The organism is Actinacidiphila bryophytorum, assembly GCF_016916835.1.
Lineage (GTDB): Bacteria > Actinomycetota > Actinomycetes > Streptomycetales > Streptomycetaceae > Actinacidiphila > Actinacidiphila bryophytorum.
This window is the reverse complement of sequence record NZ_JAFFIX010000005.1, coordinates 75,568-93,594: the sequence shown is the minus strand read 5'-3', so window position 1 is coordinate 93,594 and position 18,027 is coordinate 75,568. Positions and strand designations below refer to the sequence as shown.

Genomic DNA, 18,027 nt, shown 5'->3' with positions numbered 1-18,027 from the left:
GCGTCACCCACGGGACTCGCGCAGTTCCCGCCGCGCGGCGGGGTCGGCCCGCCGGAAACCGTGGAAGTGCCCCGGGTGGTACAGGTGCGACCGCGTCCCCGACGCGGACAGCGCAGGCCCGACCAGGAAGAGCGTGTGCTTCCACAGCCGGTGCGCCTTGACCGTCTCCTCCAGCGTCCCGACCGTGCAGTGCAGCAGCAACTCCTCGGGCCAGCTCACCTGGTGGGCGACGATCACCGGCGTGTCCGTCGGATACCCGCCCTCCAGCAGTTCGCCGGCGAGCTGCCCCGACCTGGCCGCGGACAGGAAGACCGCCATCGTCGTCCCGTGCCGGGCGAACTCCCGCACCTCCTCACCCGGCGGCATCGGCGTCTTCCCGCCGCCCAGCCGGGTCAGCACCACCGACTGGGCGACCTCGGGAATCGTCAACTCCCGCCCGGCCGCCGCCGCGACCGCGGAGAACGACGACACGCCCGGCACGACCTCCACCTCGACGCCCAGCTCGGCGCACCGGTCCACCTGCTCCTGCGTACCGCCCCACAGCGCGGGATCACCCGAGTGCACCCGGGCGCACCGCAGGTCCTCGCGCCGCACCCGCTCGTAGACCGCGACGACGTCCTCCAGCGACATCGCCGCCGAGTCCAGGATCTCCGCGTCCGGCCTCGCGTGGTCGAGGACCGCCGCCTGCACCAGGCTCGCCGCCCAGATGACGACGTCGGCCGCGGCGATGGCCGCGGCGGCCCGGAAGGTGAGCAGGTCGGCCGCTCCCGGCCCCGCGCCGACGATGGTGACCTTGCCGCTCACAGCTTTCCTCCCCTGCCCTCGCGCCGTGCGGGCGCGATCAGCGTCGACAGATACGGCAGCGGGCCGTCCAGCAGCTCCGCAGCGGGCCGGATCGACTCGTCCGGCAGACCCAGCGCGCTGCCCCACACCGCGCCCCCGGTCCTGCCGGTCGCCGCCAGTGCGGCGGCCACCTCGGCCGCCAGCCGCCCGAACTTGTACGCCACGACCGTGCCGGGGCCTTCCAGCGCCGTCTTGAGCACCGCGGCCCCCGCCGTCACCGGCACCAGCGTCAACGGCTCGGTGCCCTCGGTCAGTACGGCGCCGCTGCGGGCCGCCAGGTCCTGCATCGCGGTGATGCCCGGCACCGTCTCGACGGCCAGGCCCGGCAGCAACTCGCCGACGGTGTGGGCGAGATACGTGAACGTCGAGTACACGTTCGGGTCGCCGATCGTCGCGAACGCCACGGAGCGGTGGGTGCGCAGGAGTTCGGCCACCCGCGCACCCGCAGCGTCCCAGGCCGCCTCGCGGCGGGCGCGGTCGGAGCGCTCGTTCAGCGCGAAGACGACGCGGACGATGCGGTCCGCGGCGACGTAGTGGCGTACGGTCGCCTCGGCCCTGCCCGTCTCGCCGGTGTCCATCACCGGCACCACCACCGCGCCCGCGGCGCGCAGCGCGTTCACGCCCTTCACCGTCACCAGCTCGGGATCGCCGGGGCCGACCCCGACCCCGGTCAGACACAGGTCCATGCGGCACACCTCTCGACGAAACGGGTCGCGAGCGACGGCTCGGCGGCCCAGTGCAGATGCAGGTACGAGGCGTGCACGGAGCCGTCGGTGAAGCCCTCCGTACGGCGCTCCGGGTGCGTGAAGCCCCACGCGGGCGCGGCGCCCCGCGCCGGGTCCACCGCGGTGCGGTGGAACTCGTGCCCGCGCAGGCGGGTGCCCTGCGCGGCCAGCGGGCTGTCGCTCAGCGCGACGGCCTCGCGGTAGCCGAGGGTCAGGCGGCCGGTCATGGTCGCCGTCACCGGCAGGCGCCCGCACATCGACTCGCCGTCGAGGGCGCGGGACAGGTAGAGCAGGCCTGCGCATTCCGCTGCGACGGGGGCGTCGAGGGTCCTTATCTCCTCGCGGAGGGCGGAGTTGGCGGACAGCTCCGCCGCGTGCAGTTCGGGGAACCCGCCGCCGAGGATGAGGCCGCTCGTGCCTTCCGGCAGGGACTCGTCCCTGAGCGGGTCGAACTCCACGACCTGCGCGCCGGCGGCGGTGAGCAGTTCCATGTTCTCGGCGTACCGGAACGTGAACGCGGCCCCCGCCGCGACGGCTACCACCGGCCCCGCGGCCCCCGCGTCCACCCCCCGGCGCGTCCGCAAACGCCGGACGGGCTGGGTTTGCTGCCGAGGACCGGGGTCCGGGGCGGAGCCCCGGATACGGGAAGGGGCGGGGTGGGGGAGACCGCCGGAGGCCAGTTCTGATGCCGGGTTCCAGGGGGGCTCCTGGAGGGGTGGGGCCGTGCGGGCCAGGGAGAGGAGGGCGGGGAGGTCGCAGGCGGTGCGGACGCGGGCGGCCGCGGCGCGGACGAAATGACGCGCAGCGGCTAGGCGCTCAGCGGCCGGCACGAGCCCGAGGTGCCGGGACGGCACCACGAGGTCGTCCCCCCGCCGGAGGACGCCGAGACACGGCACCCCCACTTCGTCGAGCGCGCCCCGCAGGACGTCCTCGTGCCGCGCGGAGCCGACCTTGTTGAGGACGACCCCGCCCACCCGCACCCGCGGGTCGAAGGACGCGAACCCGTGCACGAGCGCGGCGACCGACCGCGCCTGCGCGGACGCGTCGACGACCAGCACCACCGGCGCCCGCAGCAATGTGGCGACCTGGGCCGTCGAGGCAAGTTCGCCGTGCCCTGAGGCACCGTCGAAGAGGCCCATCACCCCTTCCACGACGGCCAGTCCGCACCCGGCGGCCCCGTGCAGGAAGAGCGGGGCGATGCGCTGCGGCCCGCACAGGTAGGGGTCGAGGTTGCGGCCGGGCCGCCCGGTGGCCAGGGCGTGGTAGCCGGGGTCGATGTAGTCGGGGCCGACCTTGTGCCCGGACACGGCAAGGCCCGCGTCCGCGAACGCGGCCATCAGGCCCGTCGCGACCGTGGTCTTGCCGCTGCCCGAGGCGGGCGCGGCGATGACGAGGCGGGCTACCACTCGATGCCCCTCTGCCCCTTCTGCCCGGTGTCCATGGGGTGTTTGACCTTGGACATGTCGGTGACGAGGTCGGCGGCGTCGACCAGCGCGGGCGGCGCGTTGCGGCCGGTGATCACGACGTGCTGGGTGCCGGGGCGGTCCCGCAGGACCGCCACGACCTCGGTGGTGTCGACCCACCCCCAGTGCATGGGGTACGCGAACTCGTCCAGCACGTACAGCCGGTACGTCTGCGCGGCGAGGTCCCGCTTGACCTGCTCCCAGCCCTCGCGGGCGGCCTCCTCGCTGGTCTCGGGGGAGCGCTGCACCCACGACCAGCCCTCGCCCATCTTGTGCCAGGCCACGGTGCCGCCCTCGCCGGAGGCGCCGAGCACGCGCAGCGCCCGCTCCTCGCCGACCTTCCACTTCGCGGACTTCACGAACTGGAACACCCCGACCGGCCAGCCCTGATTCCATGCGCGCAGCGCGAGCCCGAAGGCTGCCGTCGACTTGCCCTTGCCGACGCCGGTGTGCACGATCGTCAGCGGCCGGTTGCGCCGCTGACGGGTCGTCAGACCGTCATCGGGTACGACACTCGGCTGTCCCTGCGGCATTACGCGGCCCTCCTGACGTCCTTGACGAGTGCGGAGACCGTGTCGGCCCGCAGTTCGCCGAGCGTGACCGCCACCGCGCCCAGGTCGGCGGCGAGCGCCCCGGCCAGGCCCAGGCGTACCGGTCCGGTCTCGCAGTCCACGACCACCGCGGCCGTGCCCGACGCGGCCAGCAGCCGGGCCGCGCGGGCGCCCAGCGCCACCGGGTCGGGGCCGCCGGTGGCCCGGCCGTCGGTCACGACGACCAGCAGGGGCCGCCGCGACGGGTCGCGCAGCCGTTCGACCCGCAGCACCTCGTGCGCCTTGAGCAGGCCCGCGGCCAGCGGGGTACGGCCGCCCGTCGGCAGCTTCTCCAGGCGGGCGGCGCCCGCGTCCACCGAGGACGTGGGCGGCAGTGCCACCTCGGCGCCGGTGCCGCGGAAGGTGACCAGGCCGACCTTGTCGCGCCGCTGGTAGGCGTCGAGCAGCAGCGACAGCACCGCGCCCTTCACCGCCGACATGCGCTGCCGGGCGGCCATCGAGCCGGACGCGTCGACCACGAAGAGCACGAGGTTGCTCTCGCGGCCCTCGCGCACGGCCTCCCGCAGGTCGTCCCTGCGCAGCACAAGTCCGGGGCCGCTGCGGCCCCTTGCCCGCTGGTACGGTGCCGCGGCCTGCACGGTCGCCGCCAAGTGCAGCCGCCCCAGGGCGCCTTCCGGGCGGCGGGCGCCGGTCGTACGCCCCTGGGCCGTCCGTGCCCGCGAACGCCGTCCTGCCGCGCCCTCTCCGAGGCCCGGCACCGTGAGCGTCCGTGCCGTGAACGGTTCCGCGGCGGGCGCCGCGGGCTGCTCATGCGGTGCGCCGCCGGGTGCCGCGGTCCGGTCGTGGCCCTGGCCCTGGGCCGGCTCCGCGCCCGCGCCCGGGTCCGCGGGGGAGTCCTGCGGCTGCGGCGCACCGCCACCGCCGTCGTCGTCGGGGCCGTCCGGGCCGTCGCCGCCGGGACCGCCGTCGCCGTCCGGGTCCGGGTCGTCCTCGCCCGAGTCCGAGTCCGAGTCCGAGTTCGCGCCCGGCTCCGACGCGGACTCGGCCTCCGACCTGGCGCGTTCCAGCGTCTCGTCCAGCTTGTCCTCGTCAAGTCCCGGCGCGTCGAAGGGATTGCGGCGGCGCCGGTGCGGCAGCGCGAGCAGGGCCGCCTGCCGTACGTCCTCGGCCAGGACGACCGTGCGGCCCGCCCATGCGGCCAGCGCGGTCGCGGTGCGGGCCATCACGATGTCGGCGCGCATGCCGTCGACCTCGAAGGCCGCGCAGGTCGCGGCGATCTGCCGCAGCGCCGCGTCGCCCAGCCGCACCTCGGGCAGCAGGGCGCGGGCCTCGGCGATCCGCGTCCGCACCTGCTGCTCCTGCGGCGCCCAGCGGGCCGCGAAGGCGGCAGGGTCGGCGTCGTAGGCCAGCCGCCTGCGCACCACCTCGACGCGCTCGTCGGTCTCGCGGGACGCCGCGACCTCGACGGTCAGGCCGAAGCGGTCGAGCAACTGCGGGCGCAGCTCGCCCTCTTCGGGGTTCATCGTGCCGACCAGCAGGAAACGGGCCGCGTGCCGTACGGACACGCCCTCCCGCTCGACGTAGCTGGCGCCCATCGCCGCGGCGTCCAGCAGCAGGTCCACCAGGTGGTCGTGGAGGAGGTTGACCTCGTCGACGTACAGCACGCCGCGGTGCGCCGCCGCTAGCAGGCCCGGCTCGAAGGCCTTCACACCCTCGGCGAGGGCACGCTCGATGTCGAGGGCGCCGACGAGCCGGTCCTCCGAGGCGCCGACGGGCAACTCGACCAGGCGGGCGGGGCGTTGCGACGCCCCGCCGCCCTCGGCGGGGTGCGGGCCGTCCGGGCACTGCGGGTCGGCGGACCCGGGCTCGCAGGAGAACCTGCACCCGGGGATGACGCCGACGTCCGGGAGCAGGGCGGCGACCGCGCGCACCGCTGTGGACTTGGCGGTCCCCTTCTCGCCCCGGACGAGCACGCCGCCCACGGCGGGGGAGACCGCGTTGAGCACGAGGGCCAGGCGCAGGTCGTCCTGCCCGACCAGCGCACTGAACGGATACGTCACGCGCCCCACTCCCCCCGGCACCCCGCGGCGGTGTGCCCCGCCCCGACCGCCTGCGGGCCAGCGCCCCCCTCCGCCCGGCACCCCGCCGCGGCCCGTCCCGCCGTCGCCGTCCGCAGGCCGGTGCCCCCCCGCCCCCTACCTTCGACGGGGGGACCCCCAGCCGTGCGGAACGATGGCCCACAACCTGTTCGCTCTGCGCGGCGGCTCCCAGTCGCGCGGGACGATTGCCCGCAAGGGGGATGGACGTCTGCCAGGTGGACGCGTGAGGCGTGCAAGATCAGCCCGTCCGGCGTTTGAGGACGCGCTGGGGAGTGGACGCAGGAGCCGAGCAAATCCAGCCCTTCCGGCGAATGAGGTGGGGTCATGAGTCGCCCTCCAAGTCGCCCTCAAGGGCGAGATAGGTGTCGCGCAGGCGCGTAAGCGTGTCCGGGGAAGGCGCGGACCACAGTCCCCGCTCGGCCGCTTCGAGCAGGCGCTCGGAAATCCCCCGCAGAGCCCACGGATTGGACTTGCGCATGAAGTCCGCGTTCTCCGCGTCGAAGACGTACTCAGACGCCAGCCGCTCGTACATCCAGTCGTCCACGACGCCGGCGGTGGCGTCGTAGCCGAAGAGGTAGTCGACGGTGGCGGCCATCTCGAAGGCGCCCTTGTAGCCGTGGCGCCGCATCGCGGCCATCCAGCGGGGGTTGACGACGCGCGCGCGGAAGACCCGGTGGGTCTCCTCGCCGAGCGTGCGGGTGCGGACCTGGTCGGTGAGGGCGCTGTCGCCGACGTAGGCGGCGGGGGAGGTGCCGGTGAGGTGGCGGACCATGGCCACCATGCCGCCGTGGTACTGGAAGTAGTCGTCCGCGTCGACGAGGTCGTGTTCGCGGGTGTCGACGTTCTTGGCGGCGACCTGGATGCGGCGGAAGGCGGCTTCCATGTCGCCGCGGGCGGGCCGCCCGTCGAGGCCGCGGCCGTAGGCGTAGCCGCCCCACACCGCGTAGACCTCGGCGAGGTCGGCGTCGGAGCGCCAGTTGCGGGCGTCGATGAGCGGCAGCAGCCCGGCGCCGTACGCTCCCGGCTTGGAACCGAAGATGCGGGTGGTGGCCCGCCGCCGGTCGCCGTGCTCCGCGGTGTCCTGGTCGGCGTGCGCGCGCACGTAGTTGGCGTCGGCGGGCTCGTCCAGTTCTGCGACGGCCCGCACCGCGTCGTCGACGAGGGCGACGACGTGCGGGAAGGCGTCGCGGAAGAAGCCGGAGATGCGGACGGTGACGTCGATGCGCGGCCGGCCGAGTTCGGCCACCGGGACGATCTCGAAGCCGGTGACCCGGCGGGACGCGTCGTCCCACACCGGGCGGCAGCCGAGGAGCGCGAGGATCTCCGCGATGTCGTCGCCCTGGGTGCGCATGCAGGAGGTGCCCCACACGGTGAGGCCGACGGAGGCGGGGTAGCTGCCGTTGTCGGCGAGGTGGCGGGCCAGCAGCGAGTCGGCGAGTGCGGTGCCGACGTCCCAGGACAGCCGGGAGGGGATGGCCTTGGGGTCGACGGAGTAGAAGTTGCGGCCGGTGGGCAGCACGTTGACCAGGCCGCGGGTGGGCGATCCCGAGGGGCCTGCGGGGACGTAGCCGCCGCGCAGCGCCCGCAGGATGTGGTCGATCTCGTCGGTGGTACGGGCCAGCCGCGGTACGACCTCGGCCGCGGCGAAGTCCAGCACCCGCACGGCCGCCGGGACGTCGGCGCCGTCGAGGACCTCGCGCACCGCCTCGGCGGCTGACCCGGCGGCCCAGCCGCGCAGCTCCATCGTCTCGGCGAGCCGCCTGGCCAGCTGCTCCAGCAGGTCGACGGCGTCGGAGCCGGTGCGGGCGGGGCCTTCGGCGAGCGCGGTCAGCGCGGGCGGTACGGCCGCGGGCGCGCCGGGCGCGGCCAGCAACTCCTTCTCGGCCAGGCCGAAGTGTTCGGCCAGCGCGGCCCGCAGCCCGGGCAGCGCGTCACCCGCGCCGCCCCACACCTGCGCGGAACGCAGCACCGCCAGCACCAGGTTGACCCGGGCCTCGCCGACCGGGCCGCCGCCCAGGACGTGCAGGCCGTCGCGGATCTGGACGTCCTTGATCTCGCAGAGCCAGCCGTCGACGTGCAGCACGAAGTCGTTGAAGTCGACCTCGTCGGGCTGCTCATCGACGTGCAGGTCGTGGTGCAGCTCGGCGGTCCGCACCAGTTCCCAGATGCGGCTGCGGATCGCCGGTGCCTTCGCCGGGTCGAGGTCGTTGACGAGGGCGTACTCGTCGAGGAGCTGTTCGAGCTTGGCGAGGTCGCCGTAGGTGTCGGCGCGGGCCATCGGCGGCACCAGGTGGTCCACCACGGTGGCGTGGCCGCGCCGTTTGGCCTGGGTGCCCTCGCCGGGGTCGTTGACGATGAAGGGGTAGACCAGGGGGAGTTCGCCGAGCACCGCGTCGGGTGCGCAGCCCGCGGACAGGCCGAGGCCCTTGCCCGGCAGCCACTCCATCGTCCCGTGCTTGCCCAGGTGGACGACCGCGTCCGCGCCGAAGGTGTGCTCCAGCCAGCGGTAGGCGGCCATGTAGTGGTGCGAGGGCGGCATGTCGGGGTCGTGGTAGATGGCGATGGGGTTCTCGCCGAAGCCGCGCGGCGGCTGGATCAGCACCACGACGTTCCCGAACCGCAGTGACGCCAGCACGATGTCGTCGCCGTCCACGTACAGCGAGCCGGGGGGTTCGCCCCAGTGCCGCACCATCGCGGCCCGCAGATCCTCGTCCAGCGTCTCGAACCACCGCCGGTAGTCCGCGAGCGGCACCCGGGCCGGGGCCGCGGCCAGCTGCTCCTCGGTCAGCCACTCCACGTCGTGGCCGCCCGCCGCGATCAGCCGGTGGATCAACTCGTCGCCCCCGGCCGGGTGTTCACCGGTGGCATAGCCCGCGTCGCGCAGCGCCTCCAGCAGCCGTACGGCCGAGGCGGGTGTGTCCAGGCCCACCGCATTGCCGACCCGGGAGTGCTTGGTCGGGTAGGCGGTGAAGACCAGCGCGAGGCGCTTGCCGGCGTTGGGCTTGTGCCGCAGGGCCGCGTGCCGGACCGCGATGCCCGCGACCCGGGCGGCGCGCTCGGGGTCCGCGACATACACCGGCACATCGCCCTCGCCGGTCTCCTTGAACGAGAACGGCACGGTGATCAGCCGCCCGTCGAACTCGGGGATCGCCACCTGCATCGCCGCGTCCATCGGCGACAGCGCCGCGTCCGACTCCTGCCACGCCTTGCGTGACGACGTCACGCACAGGCCCTGCAATACCGGCACGTCGAGTTCGGCGAGCGCGCCGACGTCCCACGCCTCGTCCGCCCCGCCCGCCGACGCGTCGGCCGCGACCGTCCCGCCGGACGCCAGCACCGTCGCCACGATCACGTCGGCCCGCCCCAGCAACTCGTACAGCCCCGGGTCCGCACTGCCCCTCTCACCCGTGCGCGCTTCACCGCGCAGCGAACCGCAGTACACGGGCAGGGCGTTGGCGCCGCGCGCCTCGACCGCCGCGCACAGGGCGTCCACGAAGGCGGTGTTGCCGGACAGTTCGTGCGCCCGGTAGAAGAGCACCGCCACCGTCGGGCGGTCCGGCTCGTACGCGTAGCCGCCGTGCAGTCCGAACTGCGGCATGGGGCGCGGCGGTTCGAAGCCCTCGCCGGTCAGCAGCACCGTGTCGGACAGGAAGCGGGCCAGCTCCGCGAGGTTCGCGGGGCCGCCTTCCACCAGGTATCCCAGCGCCTCCGCGACCACGCCCGCAGGGACCGAGGACAGCGCCATCAGCTCGGCGTCCGGCACGCTCTCGCCGCCCAGCAGTACCGACGGCACCCCGGACGCGGCGATCACCGCCAGGCCCTCCTCCCAGGCCCTGCGCCCGCCCAGCAGCCGCACCACGGCCAGGTCCGCGCCCTCCAGCAGACCCGGCAGGTCGGTCTGCGGGTCCACCCGGGAGGGGTTGGCGACGCGGTAGGCCGCACCGCCCGGGTGCTCCGCGGTCGCGGCACGCGCGGCCAGCAGGTCGGTGTCGGCGGTCGACAGCAGCAGAACGGTCGTCATGGTGCCCCCGGTGGGACGAAGGGGAGTCCGGCGGGTGCGCCGTCCTCGATGAGCCGCAGCAGCGCGGCGGTGTCCATGTGCTCCTCGACCAGGTCGCCGAGCCGGTCGAGCTGCGCCTCGCGCAGCGCGCCGAAGTCCGTGTCCGGCGCGGGCACGAAGCGGCGGCCCGCCGCGGCGGCGACCCGGCGCAGGAACGCGCGGCGGAAGCCGTCGCTCTCCAGCGAGCCGTGCCAGTGGGTGCCCCACACCGCGCCGACGCGGCTGCCGTCGAGGAAGTCCTCCTCGCCGCCGAGGAGTTCGGCGACGCCGTGGTGGATCTCGTAGCCCTCGACGTGCTCGCCGTACTCCCGACCCGCGGGCCTGGCCAGCGTCTTGGCGGCGGCGAAGCGGATACGGGCGGGCAGCAGACCCAGACCCGGCACCGTGCCGGCGCGGGACTCGACGTCGTCCTCGATGCGCTCGGCCAGGATCTGGAAGCCGCCGCAGATCCCCAGCACCGGGCGGCCCTGCGCCGCGCGGCGCTCCACCGCCGCCGCCAGGCCCTGGGCGCGCATCCACTCCAGCGCCTTAACGGTGCCGCGGGTGCCGGGCAGCACCACGAGGTCGGCGTCGGCGACGTCCTCGGCCCGGTCGGTGAAGCGGACGCTCACGCCGGGCTCGGCGGCGAGCGCGTCGAGGTCGGTGAAGTTCGACATCAGCGGGAGCGCGACGACCGCGACCCGCAGGGTCTCCTGCCCGTACGGCTCGCCCGCCCGCGACTCCCTGACCCGCAGGCCGTCCTCCTCGTCGATGCCGAGGCCGCGGGCGTACGGCAGGACGCCCAGCGTGGGGCGGCCGGTGAGCTTCAGCAGCATGGCGAGGCCCGGTTCCAGCAGGCTCACGTCGCCGCGGAATTTGTTGACGACGTAGCCGGCGACCAGCGCCTGGTCCTCGGGGGCGAGCAGGGCCGTCGTGCCGAAGAAGGACGCGAAGACGCCGCCGCGGTCGATGTCGCCCACGACCAGGGCCGGGATGCCGGCGCGGCGGGCCAGGCCCATGTTGACGATGTCGGTGCGCCGCAGGTTGATCTCGGCGGGGCTTCCCGCGCCCTCGCAGATCACCGCGTCGTACGAACGCCCCAGCTCGGCAAGGCAGTCCGCGACGACGTCCAGCAACTCGCCCTGCCTGCCGCCGTGGTACCCGCGCGCGGACATCTCGCCGACGGGTCTGCCCAGCAGCACGACCTGGCTGCTGCGGTCGCTGCCCGGTTTGAGCAGCACCGGGTTCATCAGCGCCGACGGCTCCACGCGGGCGGCCTGCGCCTGCATGGCCTGCGCCCGCCCGATCTCGGCGCCCTCCCGGGTCACGTACGAGTTGAGCGACATGTTCTGCCCCTTGAACGGGGCGACCCGCACACCGCGGCGTACCAGGAAGCGGCACACCCCCGCGGTGACGACGCTCTTGCCGGCGTCGGAGGCCGTCCCGGCGATCATGAGCCCTCTCACGGCGCCTCCCGGCGGGTTCGGAACGGGGGATGCGGCACGTTCGGCACCGCCGGCCCGCGCCGCGTCGCTTCCCGCCGTCGCGGCGGAAAGAAGGCCGACCTGCGGTCGGCGGCTTCGCGGGCTGCGCTCGCGGGGCGGGGGAGGGGAAATTCTTTCCGCCGCAGCGGCGGGAAGCGCAGGAGTGCAGTCCTGCGGTGCAGGACCGGCCGGGGGGCGGGGTGGTCACCCCGGGGGAGGAGAGCAGGGATCAGGCTCAGCGCCAGCGCCAAGGCGGAGACGCGGCGGGAGAGGGTGATCGCGCGGGGGATGTCGGCGGGGGTCGGGGCGGGGTAGTGGGCGCCCAGCAGGGGGCGGTGCTCGGTGCGGCCCGCGTAGGACAGGGTGCCGCCCAGGCGCAGCCGGAGGGCGCCGGCGAAGGCGGCTTCGACGGGGCCCGCGTTGGGGCTCGGGTGGGCGGCGGCGTCGCGGTGCCATGTGCGCAGGGCGTCCAGCGGGTGCGCGGAGGCCAGGGCCGCGAGCGTGGCGGTCAGGCGGGCGCCGGGCCAGCCTGCGGCGTCGTCGAGCCGGGCCGCCGCCCACCCGAAGCGCAGGTGGCGCGGCGAGCGGTGCCCGACCATCGCGTCGAGCGTGTTGACGGCCCGGAACCCGGCGAGCCCGGGCAGCCCGAGGGCGGCGCCCCACACCAGGGCGCCGACGACCGCGTCGGAGGTGTTCTCGGCGACGGACTCCACCACCGCCCTGGCGATCTGGTCGGCGTCCAGGTGCTGCGGGTCGCGCCCGCACAGGTGCGGCAGCCTGGCCCTGGCGGCCTCGATGTCCCCGGCGTCCAGCGCCGCCGCGACGGCCCGGGCCTCCCGGGCCAGCGACGTACCGCCGAGCACCGACCAGGTGCAGGCCGCGGTCAGCCCGGCGGACAGCGCGGCGCTCGGCCGCACCGCCCGCCCGGCGAGCGCGGCGGCACCGGTCACGGCACCGGCGCACAGCGCGGCGTAGGCCGCGCCGCTGAGCCGGTCGTTACGCCACATCCGGGTTTCCAGCGCCCCCGCCGCGCGCCCGAAGGCCGCGACCGGGTGGCCGCGGCGGGGGTCGCCCGCGAGGAGGTCGCCGAGGAAGCCGAGCGCGGCGCCGTACGCGTATACGCGATCGGCACGCATCAGCTCAGACCGCCGTCACCCTCCGAGAGGACGGGGTACAGGAACACGTGCCGGGGGGTTCGTGGATGGCGCCGGGCATGGCAGGAGTCCTCACTCAGGGTCCGCGCCCTGGTTCGACGTGACCGGCGGTGAGAGTCTCCTGGCTCCCGGATCTACGCACTCCCGGTCTTCCAACCGGCGAGCCGGCCGTGACGTACGGGTTGGGAGTGCACTCCCCGGTGACAGTGGCGGGACCGCGCCGGATTCGCACCGGACTTCCTCTCCTGCCGCCGTATGGCACCCGCAGTCCACCACGTGCGCGTGATGTCGTCAACTGCCCCTTGACCTGCGGCGACGGAGTGTGGTGAGGTCCACACCCCGCCGCCTGCGGGGCAGTTACTTCGCGACGATGAGCCAGATGCCCCACGCGACGGCTGCCGCGCACGCGGCGAAGCAGACGTACGCACCGCCGCGGGCGGCGGTCGCGCCGGGCCGGGACAGGCCTACGACGCCGAGGGTGAAGACGCCGACCAGGCCGACGGTGGACAGCAGCGTGACGGCCAGGACGGACCAGAGGGCGTGCCAGTCGATGCTCATAACGGGACTCCTCCGGGTGCTCAGGCGGTCGCGGTGGACGGTGCGGTGGGTCCTGCCGGTGCGGCCGTCGCGACCGGGGCGGCAGGCGCCGCCGGTACGGTGCCGGCCGGCGGCGGGATGACCGCGGCGATCGCGGCGGTGACGGCGCCCTGCGGCTCGGCCGCGGGCTCGGGCGCGTCGTTGACGTTGGCGTGGGTGATGGGCTTGCGGCGTGCCGCGGTGCGGATCGCCGCGCAGATCGCCAGACCTGCGACGGCGACGGTGACGACGCCCCAGGTGCCCTGGTCGGTGAGCAGCGCGGCGCCGGCCGCGACCAGGCCGGCGGCCGGCAGGGTCAGCGCCCAGGCGGCGACCATCCGCCCTGCGGTGCTCCAGCGCACGACGGCGCCGGTGCGGCCGAGCCCCGCGCCCATCACCGAGCCGGAGCACACCTGCGTGGTGGACAGTGCGAAGCCCAGGTGGGAGGAGGCCAGGATGGTGGCGGCGGCACCGGTCTGCGCCGCGAAGCCCTGCTGCGGCTGGATGTCGGTGAGGCCCTTGCCCATGGTGCGGATGATCCGCCAGCCGCCGATGTACGTGCCCAGGGCGATCGCGGCGCCCGCGGAGACGATGACCCACAGCGGCGGGTCGGAGTGCGGGGCGACGACGCCGCCGGTGATCAGCGCGAGGGTGATGACGCCCATGGTCTTCTGCGCGTCGTTGGTGCCGTGGGCCAGCGAGACCAGGCCCGCGGAGGCGATCTGCCCGGCCCGGTAGCCCTTGGCGGTGGCCTCCGGGTCGGCCTTGCGGTCGAGCCGGTAGCTGAGCCGGGTGGCGAGCGCGGAGGCCAGGCCCGCCACGATCGGCGCGGCGAGCGCCGGGATGAGGACCTTCATGACGACCGCGTCGCCGTGCACCCCGTGCCGGCCGACGGCGACCAGCGTGGCGCCGATCAGGCCGCCGAAGAGTGCGTGCGAGGAGCTGGAGGGCAGTCCCGCCAGCCAGGTGAGCATGTTCCAGACGATCGCGCCGACCAGCGCCGCGAAGATCATCTCGGGTTTGATGCCGGCGGACTCGTCGATGATGCCGCCGGAGATCGTCTTGGCGACCTCGACGGACAGGAAGGCGCCGACGAGGTTGAGCACGGCGGACATGGCCACCGCCGTCTTGGGTTTGAGTGCACCGGTGGAGATGGTGGTGGCCATCGCGTTGGCGGTGTCGTGGAAGCCGTTCGTGAAGTCGAACACGAGTGCGGTGGCGATGACGATTCCGATCAGGAGCGTCATGTGTTCCATGGACCCAGGCAATCGTTCGATCGGACAGTGGCGAGGTGACCGTACGGATCATTGATGAACGGAAGGTGAACTGGCGACGGACTCGCGGTGCCGACATGACGCGATGGTGAACGTGATGCCAACGGCGGCCGCTGCCGGAAGGCGTCGCGGCCGCCGAATGTCCGCTTCGTCACATCTGGGTACCCGGTGGGGGCCGGGCAGGGGTCAGTGCCGCCCGGAGATCCGGTCGGCGTACCGCGCCACCGCGTCGGTCGCCGCACTGCGCCCGGCCAGCTCCCGCCGGTCCGCACCGCGGTAGGCCGCGTACATCCCGCGCACCCCCGCCCAGCGCAGCGGCTCCGGCTCCCAGCGCCGCACCCGGTGGCCCACCCACGGCAGCGCCGTCAGCTCGGTGCCGTGGCCCTGCCCGGAGTCCTGCTGGACCAGGTCCCGCAGGGTGCGGGCGGCCAGGTTCGACGTCGCCACCCCGCTGCCGACGTAGCCGCCCGCCCAGCCGAGCCCCGTCGTACGGTCCAGCTGCACGCTCGCGCACCAGTCCCGCGGCACCCCCAGCACCCCCGACCAGGCGTGCTCGACCGCGACCCCGGCCGTCGCGGGGAAGAGCCGCACCAGCACCTCGCGCAGCGCGGCGACCGTACGCTCCGAGGTCCGCCCGTCGTTGTCGGTGCGCGAACCGAAGCGGTACGGCACCCCGCGCCCGCCCAGCGCGATCCGGCCGTCGGCGGTGCGCTGCGCGTACATGTACGCGTGCGCCATGTCGCCCAGCGTCTCGCCGCCCTCCCAGCCGATCGTGTCCCACAGCTCCTGCGGCAGCGGCTCGGTCACGATCATCGAGGAGTTCATCGGCAGCCAGGTGCGGCGCTGCCCCTTCACCGACGCGGTGAAGCCCTCCGTGCAGCGCAGCACGTACGGTGCGCGGACCGTGCCGTACGGGGTGACCGCGTGCTTCGGGCGGATCTCGGTCACCGCCGTCGACTCGTGGATCGTCACCCCCAGCCGCTCCGCCGCCGCCGCCAGCCCCTGCAGCAGCTTCACCGGCTGGATACGGGCGCCGTGCGGCGTCCAGCTCGCACCGACCGTGCCCGCCGCCCTGATCCGCCGCGCCGACTCCGCGGCGCCCAGCAGCAGCCGGTCCTTCTCGCCGAAGGCCGCCTCCCGCTCGTGGTACGCCCGCAGCCGCGCCAACTGCGCGGGGGAGTACGCCACTTCCAGGACGCCGCCCTGCTCGATGTCCGCGTCGATGCCCTCCGCGGCGGCGACCCGCACCACCTCGGCGACGGTGGAGTTCATCGCCTGCTGCAGCTGTACGGCCGCGTCGTGGCCGTGCAGCTTGGCGTAGCGGTCGCGGCCGGCGATGCCGTTGTACAGCCAGCCGCCGTTGCGCCCCGAGGCGCCGTAGCCGCAGAACTTCGCCTCCAGGACGGTGATCCGCAGGAAGGGCACGGCCTGCTTGAGGTAGTACGCCGTCCACAGCCCCGTGAAGCCGCCGCCGACGATCACCACGTCGGCCTCCGCGTCCCCCGGCAGCGGCTCGCGCGGCAGCGGTATGCCGGTGCCTGCGTACCAGAACGAGATTCCGCCGTTGACGGTGGCCATAATGCACCTGCAATCGCCGTGGAGCCCTGTGATGTGCGGGGACGCTACTGCGCCGCCGACGGCCACGGCAACGCCTGAGCCCGTAACGGAGGCCGTTGTGCCCGAAGTGCCAGACGCAGTCGAGAAAGCCTGGTCGGACGTGGTCGAAGCGGCCCGCCGCACCGTTGCCGACGGGCTCGTCGTCGGCAGGTCGGGCAACGTGTCCGCACGGGTCGGCGACATCGTCGTCGTGACGCCCACCGGGGTGCCGTACGGCGACCTGCGGCCGCAGGACGCCGTGGCCGTCGACCTCGACGGGCGGCAGGTCGCGGGCGAACTCGCGCCCACCAGTGAGCTGCCGCTGCACCTGGCCGTCTACCGCGGCACCGACGCGAAGGCGATCGTGCACACGCATGCGCCGCACGCCACGGCGGTGTCGACGCTGGTGGATGTGCTGCCGCCCATCCACTACGTCACCGCCACCCTCGGCGGGGCGGTGCGCGTCGCCCCCTACGCGCTGTACGGGACCCCCGAGCTGGCCGCGGCGGCGCTGGCCGCGCTGGAGGACCGTACCGCGTGCTTGCTGGCCAATCACGGGACCATTGCGTACGGTGCGTCGCTCCGGCAGGCGTACGAGCGGACCGCTCAGCTCGAATGGCTCGCCCGCGTCTGGCTCCTGGCCTCAGCGGCCGGAGCCCCCCGCCTCCTCCCCCCGTCCGACCTCGCCACGGCGGCGACCCGCCTCTCGACCTACGGCCAAGACCGGCGGTCCGCCCGCTAAGTGCCTGCCCCTTGCGGTGGCCGTTCGCCTTTCCCCCCGCGGTGGCTGGTCTCGCAGTTCCCCGAGCCCCTGGGCGATTGCCCCTTGCGGTGGGCTCGCACCTTTCGGCGCGTGAATTGGCGCTCCGTTCTCCCCCAGAGGGGGTACCCCCACGCGCCCCTGATCTCCCCCTTCCCGCAGAGGCGGCGCTTTCAGGCGGCGCCCTCTGGCGAGGAGGGTGAGCGTTTTTAGGGGCGCGGGGAACTGCGCGATAAGCCCCCACCGGGCCGGAAGGTGCAAGCGCACCGCAAGGGGCAATCACCTGCGCACCCCGCAAGGGGTACGAGTGGCCGGAGGGCGGGGGGTCGGTGAGACTGGACGGGATGCGACTACGAACCGCCGTGGCCACGGCCACCGCCGCCCTGGGTGCCGGCACCGCCGCCGTCGTGGCGGTCGGCCGGTACGGATCGCGTTTCGCCCTGCGTCCCTCTCCGGAGGGACCCGCCCCCGAGGGGTCGGTGACGGTGCACGCGGTAGGTCAGGACCGCGTGGTCCTGACCCGCACGGCCGCCTCCGCCCGCCGCGGCACGTACGGCCTGACCGCCGACGGCCTGCACGCGCTGACCGGCGACGTGGTGGACGGCACCGCGTACTCGGTGACCAGGAAGCTGCTGGCCGTGCCGCACGGCGCCCTGGACCCGGGCGTCCCGGTGCGGATGACCCCGCAGCTGCACTACGGCAACCCGCGGGTGGCGCTGGGCCTGGACTACACCGAGGTGGACGTGCCGGGCGAGCTGGGGCCGCTGCCGGCCTGGTACCTGCCGGGCGCCCGCACCACGTGGGTGATCACGGTGCACGGCCTGGGCGCGACCCGCGCCCACGCGATGAACGTGCTCCCCGCCCTGCACCGCCACCGCTTCACCCAGTTGGCCCTGGGCTACCGCGGCGACCCCGACGCCCCGCCGTCGCCCGACGGGATCGGCCACCTGGGGCGTACCGAGTGGCGCGACCTGGACGCGGCCATGCGCTACGCCGTCGAGTACGGCGCCGAGCGCATCGTGCTGTACGGCTGGTCCACCGGGGCGACGATGGCGCTGCACGCGCAGCGGCTGTCCGCGGTCAGGGACCGCGTCAAGGGCCTGGTGCTGGACTCGCCGGTCCTGGACTGGCGCTCGACGGTCGCGGCGGCAGCCGAGTGGCACGGCCTGCCCGCCACGCTGTCACCGCTGGCGATCCGCGCGGCCGAGGGGCGTACGGAGCCCCCTGGGCGGCACGGCGCCGCCCCCGCGGACCCGGCGCCCCCCACCGTGCCCACCCTGGTCTTCCACGGCCCGGAGGACACCCTGGCGCCCTGGGGCCCGTCGCGTGAACTCGCCGCCCGCCACCCGGACCTGGTGGTGCTGCACAGTGTGCGCGGCGCCCAGCACGGGGCGATGTGGAACGCCGACCCGGTGCGCTACGAGGAGATTCTGGGTCGTTTCCTGACCCCGCTCATGTGAGCG

12 protein-coding genes, 1 pseudogene and 1 riboswitch are annotated in these 18,027 nt (G+C 74.6%); of the genes and pseudogenes, 2 read left to right on the top strand and 11 right to left on the bottom strand.

The features are described 5' to 3' along the window. Window positions 1-3: 3 nt before the first annotated feature. The 11 genes and pseudogenes from cobM to JT723_RS09630 form a co-directional block, all read right to left on the bottom strand. Window positions 4-804, bottom strand: a complete 801-nt coding sequence (cobM, locus tag JT723_RS09680; protein WP_205044111.1) for a precorrin-4 C(11)-methyltransferase — start codon at window positions 802-804, stop codon at window positions 4-6. Then, on the bottom strand, window positions 801-1,529 hold the full coding sequence (gene cobI / locus JT723_RS09675) for a precorrin-2 C(20)-methyltransferase (protein WP_205044110.1): 729 nt from the start codon (window positions 1,527-1,529) through the stop codon (window positions 801-803). Before cobI ends, cobM begins: the two co-directional genes overlap by 4 nt. Then, complete coding sequence (locus tag JT723_RS09670; protein WP_205044109.1) at window positions 1,514-2,974, bottom strand: cobyrinic acid a,c-diamide synthase CobB; 1,461 nt, start codon at window positions 2,972-2,974, stop codon at window positions 1,514-1,516. The genes cobI and JT723_RS09670 overlap by 16 nt, the downstream gene beginning before the upstream one ends. After that, window positions 2,968-3,564: a cob(I)yrinic acid a,c-diamide adenosyltransferase gene (gene cobO, locus JT723_RS09665; protein ID WP_205044108.1), complete on the bottom strand. Its 597-nt coding sequence runs from the start codon at window positions 3,562-3,564 to the stop codon at window positions 2,968-2,970. Before cobO ends, JT723_RS09670 begins: the two co-directional genes overlap by 7 nt. Continuing rightward, the gene (locus JT723_RS09660) at window positions 3,564-5,642 is read right to left on the bottom strand and encodes a putative cobaltochelatase (protein WP_205044107.1); all 2,079 of its coding nucleotides are present in this window, start codon (window positions 5,640-5,642) and stop codon (window positions 3,564-3,566) included. The genes cobO and JT723_RS09660 overlap by 1 nt, the downstream gene beginning before the upstream one ends. A gap of 361 nt (window positions 5,643-6,003) precedes the next feature. Next, a complete protein-coding gene (cobN, locus tag JT723_RS09655; protein ID WP_205044106.1) occupies window positions 6,004-9,702 on the bottom strand; it encodes a cobaltochelatase subunit CobN in 3,699 nt (1,232 codons plus the stop codon). Further along, window positions 9,699-11,174, bottom strand: coding sequence for a cobyric acid synthase (locus tag JT723_RS09650; RefSeq protein ID WP_205044342.1), 1,476 nt, complete (start codon window positions 11,172-11,174; stop codon window positions 9,699-9,701). The genes cobN and JT723_RS09650 overlap by 4 nt, the downstream gene beginning before the upstream one ends. 236 nt (window positions 11,175-11,410) lie before the next feature. Continuing rightward, a pseudogene (locus JT723_RS09645) lies at window positions 11,411-12,340 on the bottom strand (cobalamin biosynthesis protein); the annotation flags it as partial. A 111-nt stretch (window positions 12,341-12,451) separates the two neighbouring features. Next, window positions 12,452-12,639, bottom strand: a riboswitch (cobalamin riboswitch). Between the two features lie 76 nt (window positions 12,640-12,715). Continuing rightward, complete coding sequence (locus JT723_RS09640; protein WP_205044104.1) at window positions 12,716-12,916, bottom strand: hypothetical protein; 201 nt, start codon at window positions 12,914-12,916, stop codon at window positions 12,716-12,718. A 20-nt stretch (window positions 12,917-12,936) separates the two neighbouring features. Then, window positions 12,937-14,190, bottom strand: coding sequence for an inorganic phosphate transporter (locus JT723_RS09635; protein WP_205044103.1), 1,254 nt, complete (start codon window positions 14,188-14,190; stop codon window positions 12,937-12,939). Between the two features lie 204 nt (window positions 14,191-14,394). Next, window positions 14,395-15,786, bottom strand: coding sequence for an NAD(P)/FAD-dependent oxidoreductase (locus JT723_RS09630; protein ID WP_205044102.1), 1,392 nt, complete (start codon window positions 15,784-15,786; stop codon window positions 14,395-14,397). Window positions 15,787-15,817: 31 nt separating this feature from the next. Here JT723_RS09630 and JT723_RS09625 point away from each other — a divergent pair, with 31 nt between their 5' ends. Together JT723_RS09625 and JT723_RS09620 are read left to right on the top strand one after the other, a co-directional pair. Then, a complete protein-coding gene (locus JT723_RS09625; RefSeq protein ID WP_205044101.1) occupies window positions 15,818-16,546 on the top strand; it encodes a class II aldolase/adducin family protein in 729 nt (242 codons plus the stop codon). A gap of 362 nt (window positions 16,547-16,908) precedes the next feature. After that, on the top strand, window positions 16,909-18,024 hold the full coding sequence (locus JT723_RS09620; protein ID WP_205044100.1) for an alpha/beta hydrolase family protein: 1,116 nt from the start codon (window positions 16,909-16,911) through the stop codon (window positions 18,022-18,024). The last annotated feature ends 3 nt before the right edge of the window (window positions 18,025-18,027 follow it).

Coding starts and splice junctions, on each gene's coding strand:
- cobI (WP_205044110.1), bottom strand. CDS start 1,529: ATGGACCTGTGTCTGACCGGGGTCGGGGTCGGCCCCGGCGATCCCGAG.
- cobO (WP_205044108.1), bottom strand. CDS start 3,564: ATGCCGCAGGGACAGCCGAGTGTCGTACCCGATGACGGTCTGACGACC.
- cobN (WP_205044106.1), bottom strand. CDS start 9,702: ATGACGACCGTTCTGCTGCTGTCGACCGCCGACACCGACCTGCTGGCC.
- JT723_RS09650 (WP_205044342.1), bottom strand. CDS start 11,174: ATGATCGCCGGGACGGCCTCCGACGCCGGCAAGAGCGTCGTCACCGCG.
- JT723_RS09640 (WP_205044104.1), bottom strand. CDS start 12,916: ATGAGCATCGACTGGCACGCCCTCTGGTCCGTCCTGGCCGTCACGCTG.
- JT723_RS09635 (WP_205044103.1), bottom strand. CDS start 14,190: ATGGAACACATGACGCTCCTGATCGGAATCGTCATCGCCACCGCACTC.
- JT723_RS09630 (WP_205044102.1), bottom strand. CDS start 15,786: ATGGCCACCGTCAACGGCGGAATCTCGTTCTGGTACGCAGGCACCGGC.
- JT723_RS09625 (WP_205044101.1), top strand. CDS start 15,818: ATGTGCGGGGACGCTACTGCGCCGCCGACGGCCACGGCAACGCCTGAG.
- JT723_RS09620 (WP_205044100.1), top strand. CDS start 16,909: ATGCGACTACGAACCGCCGTGGCCACGGCCACCGCCGCCCTGGGTGCC.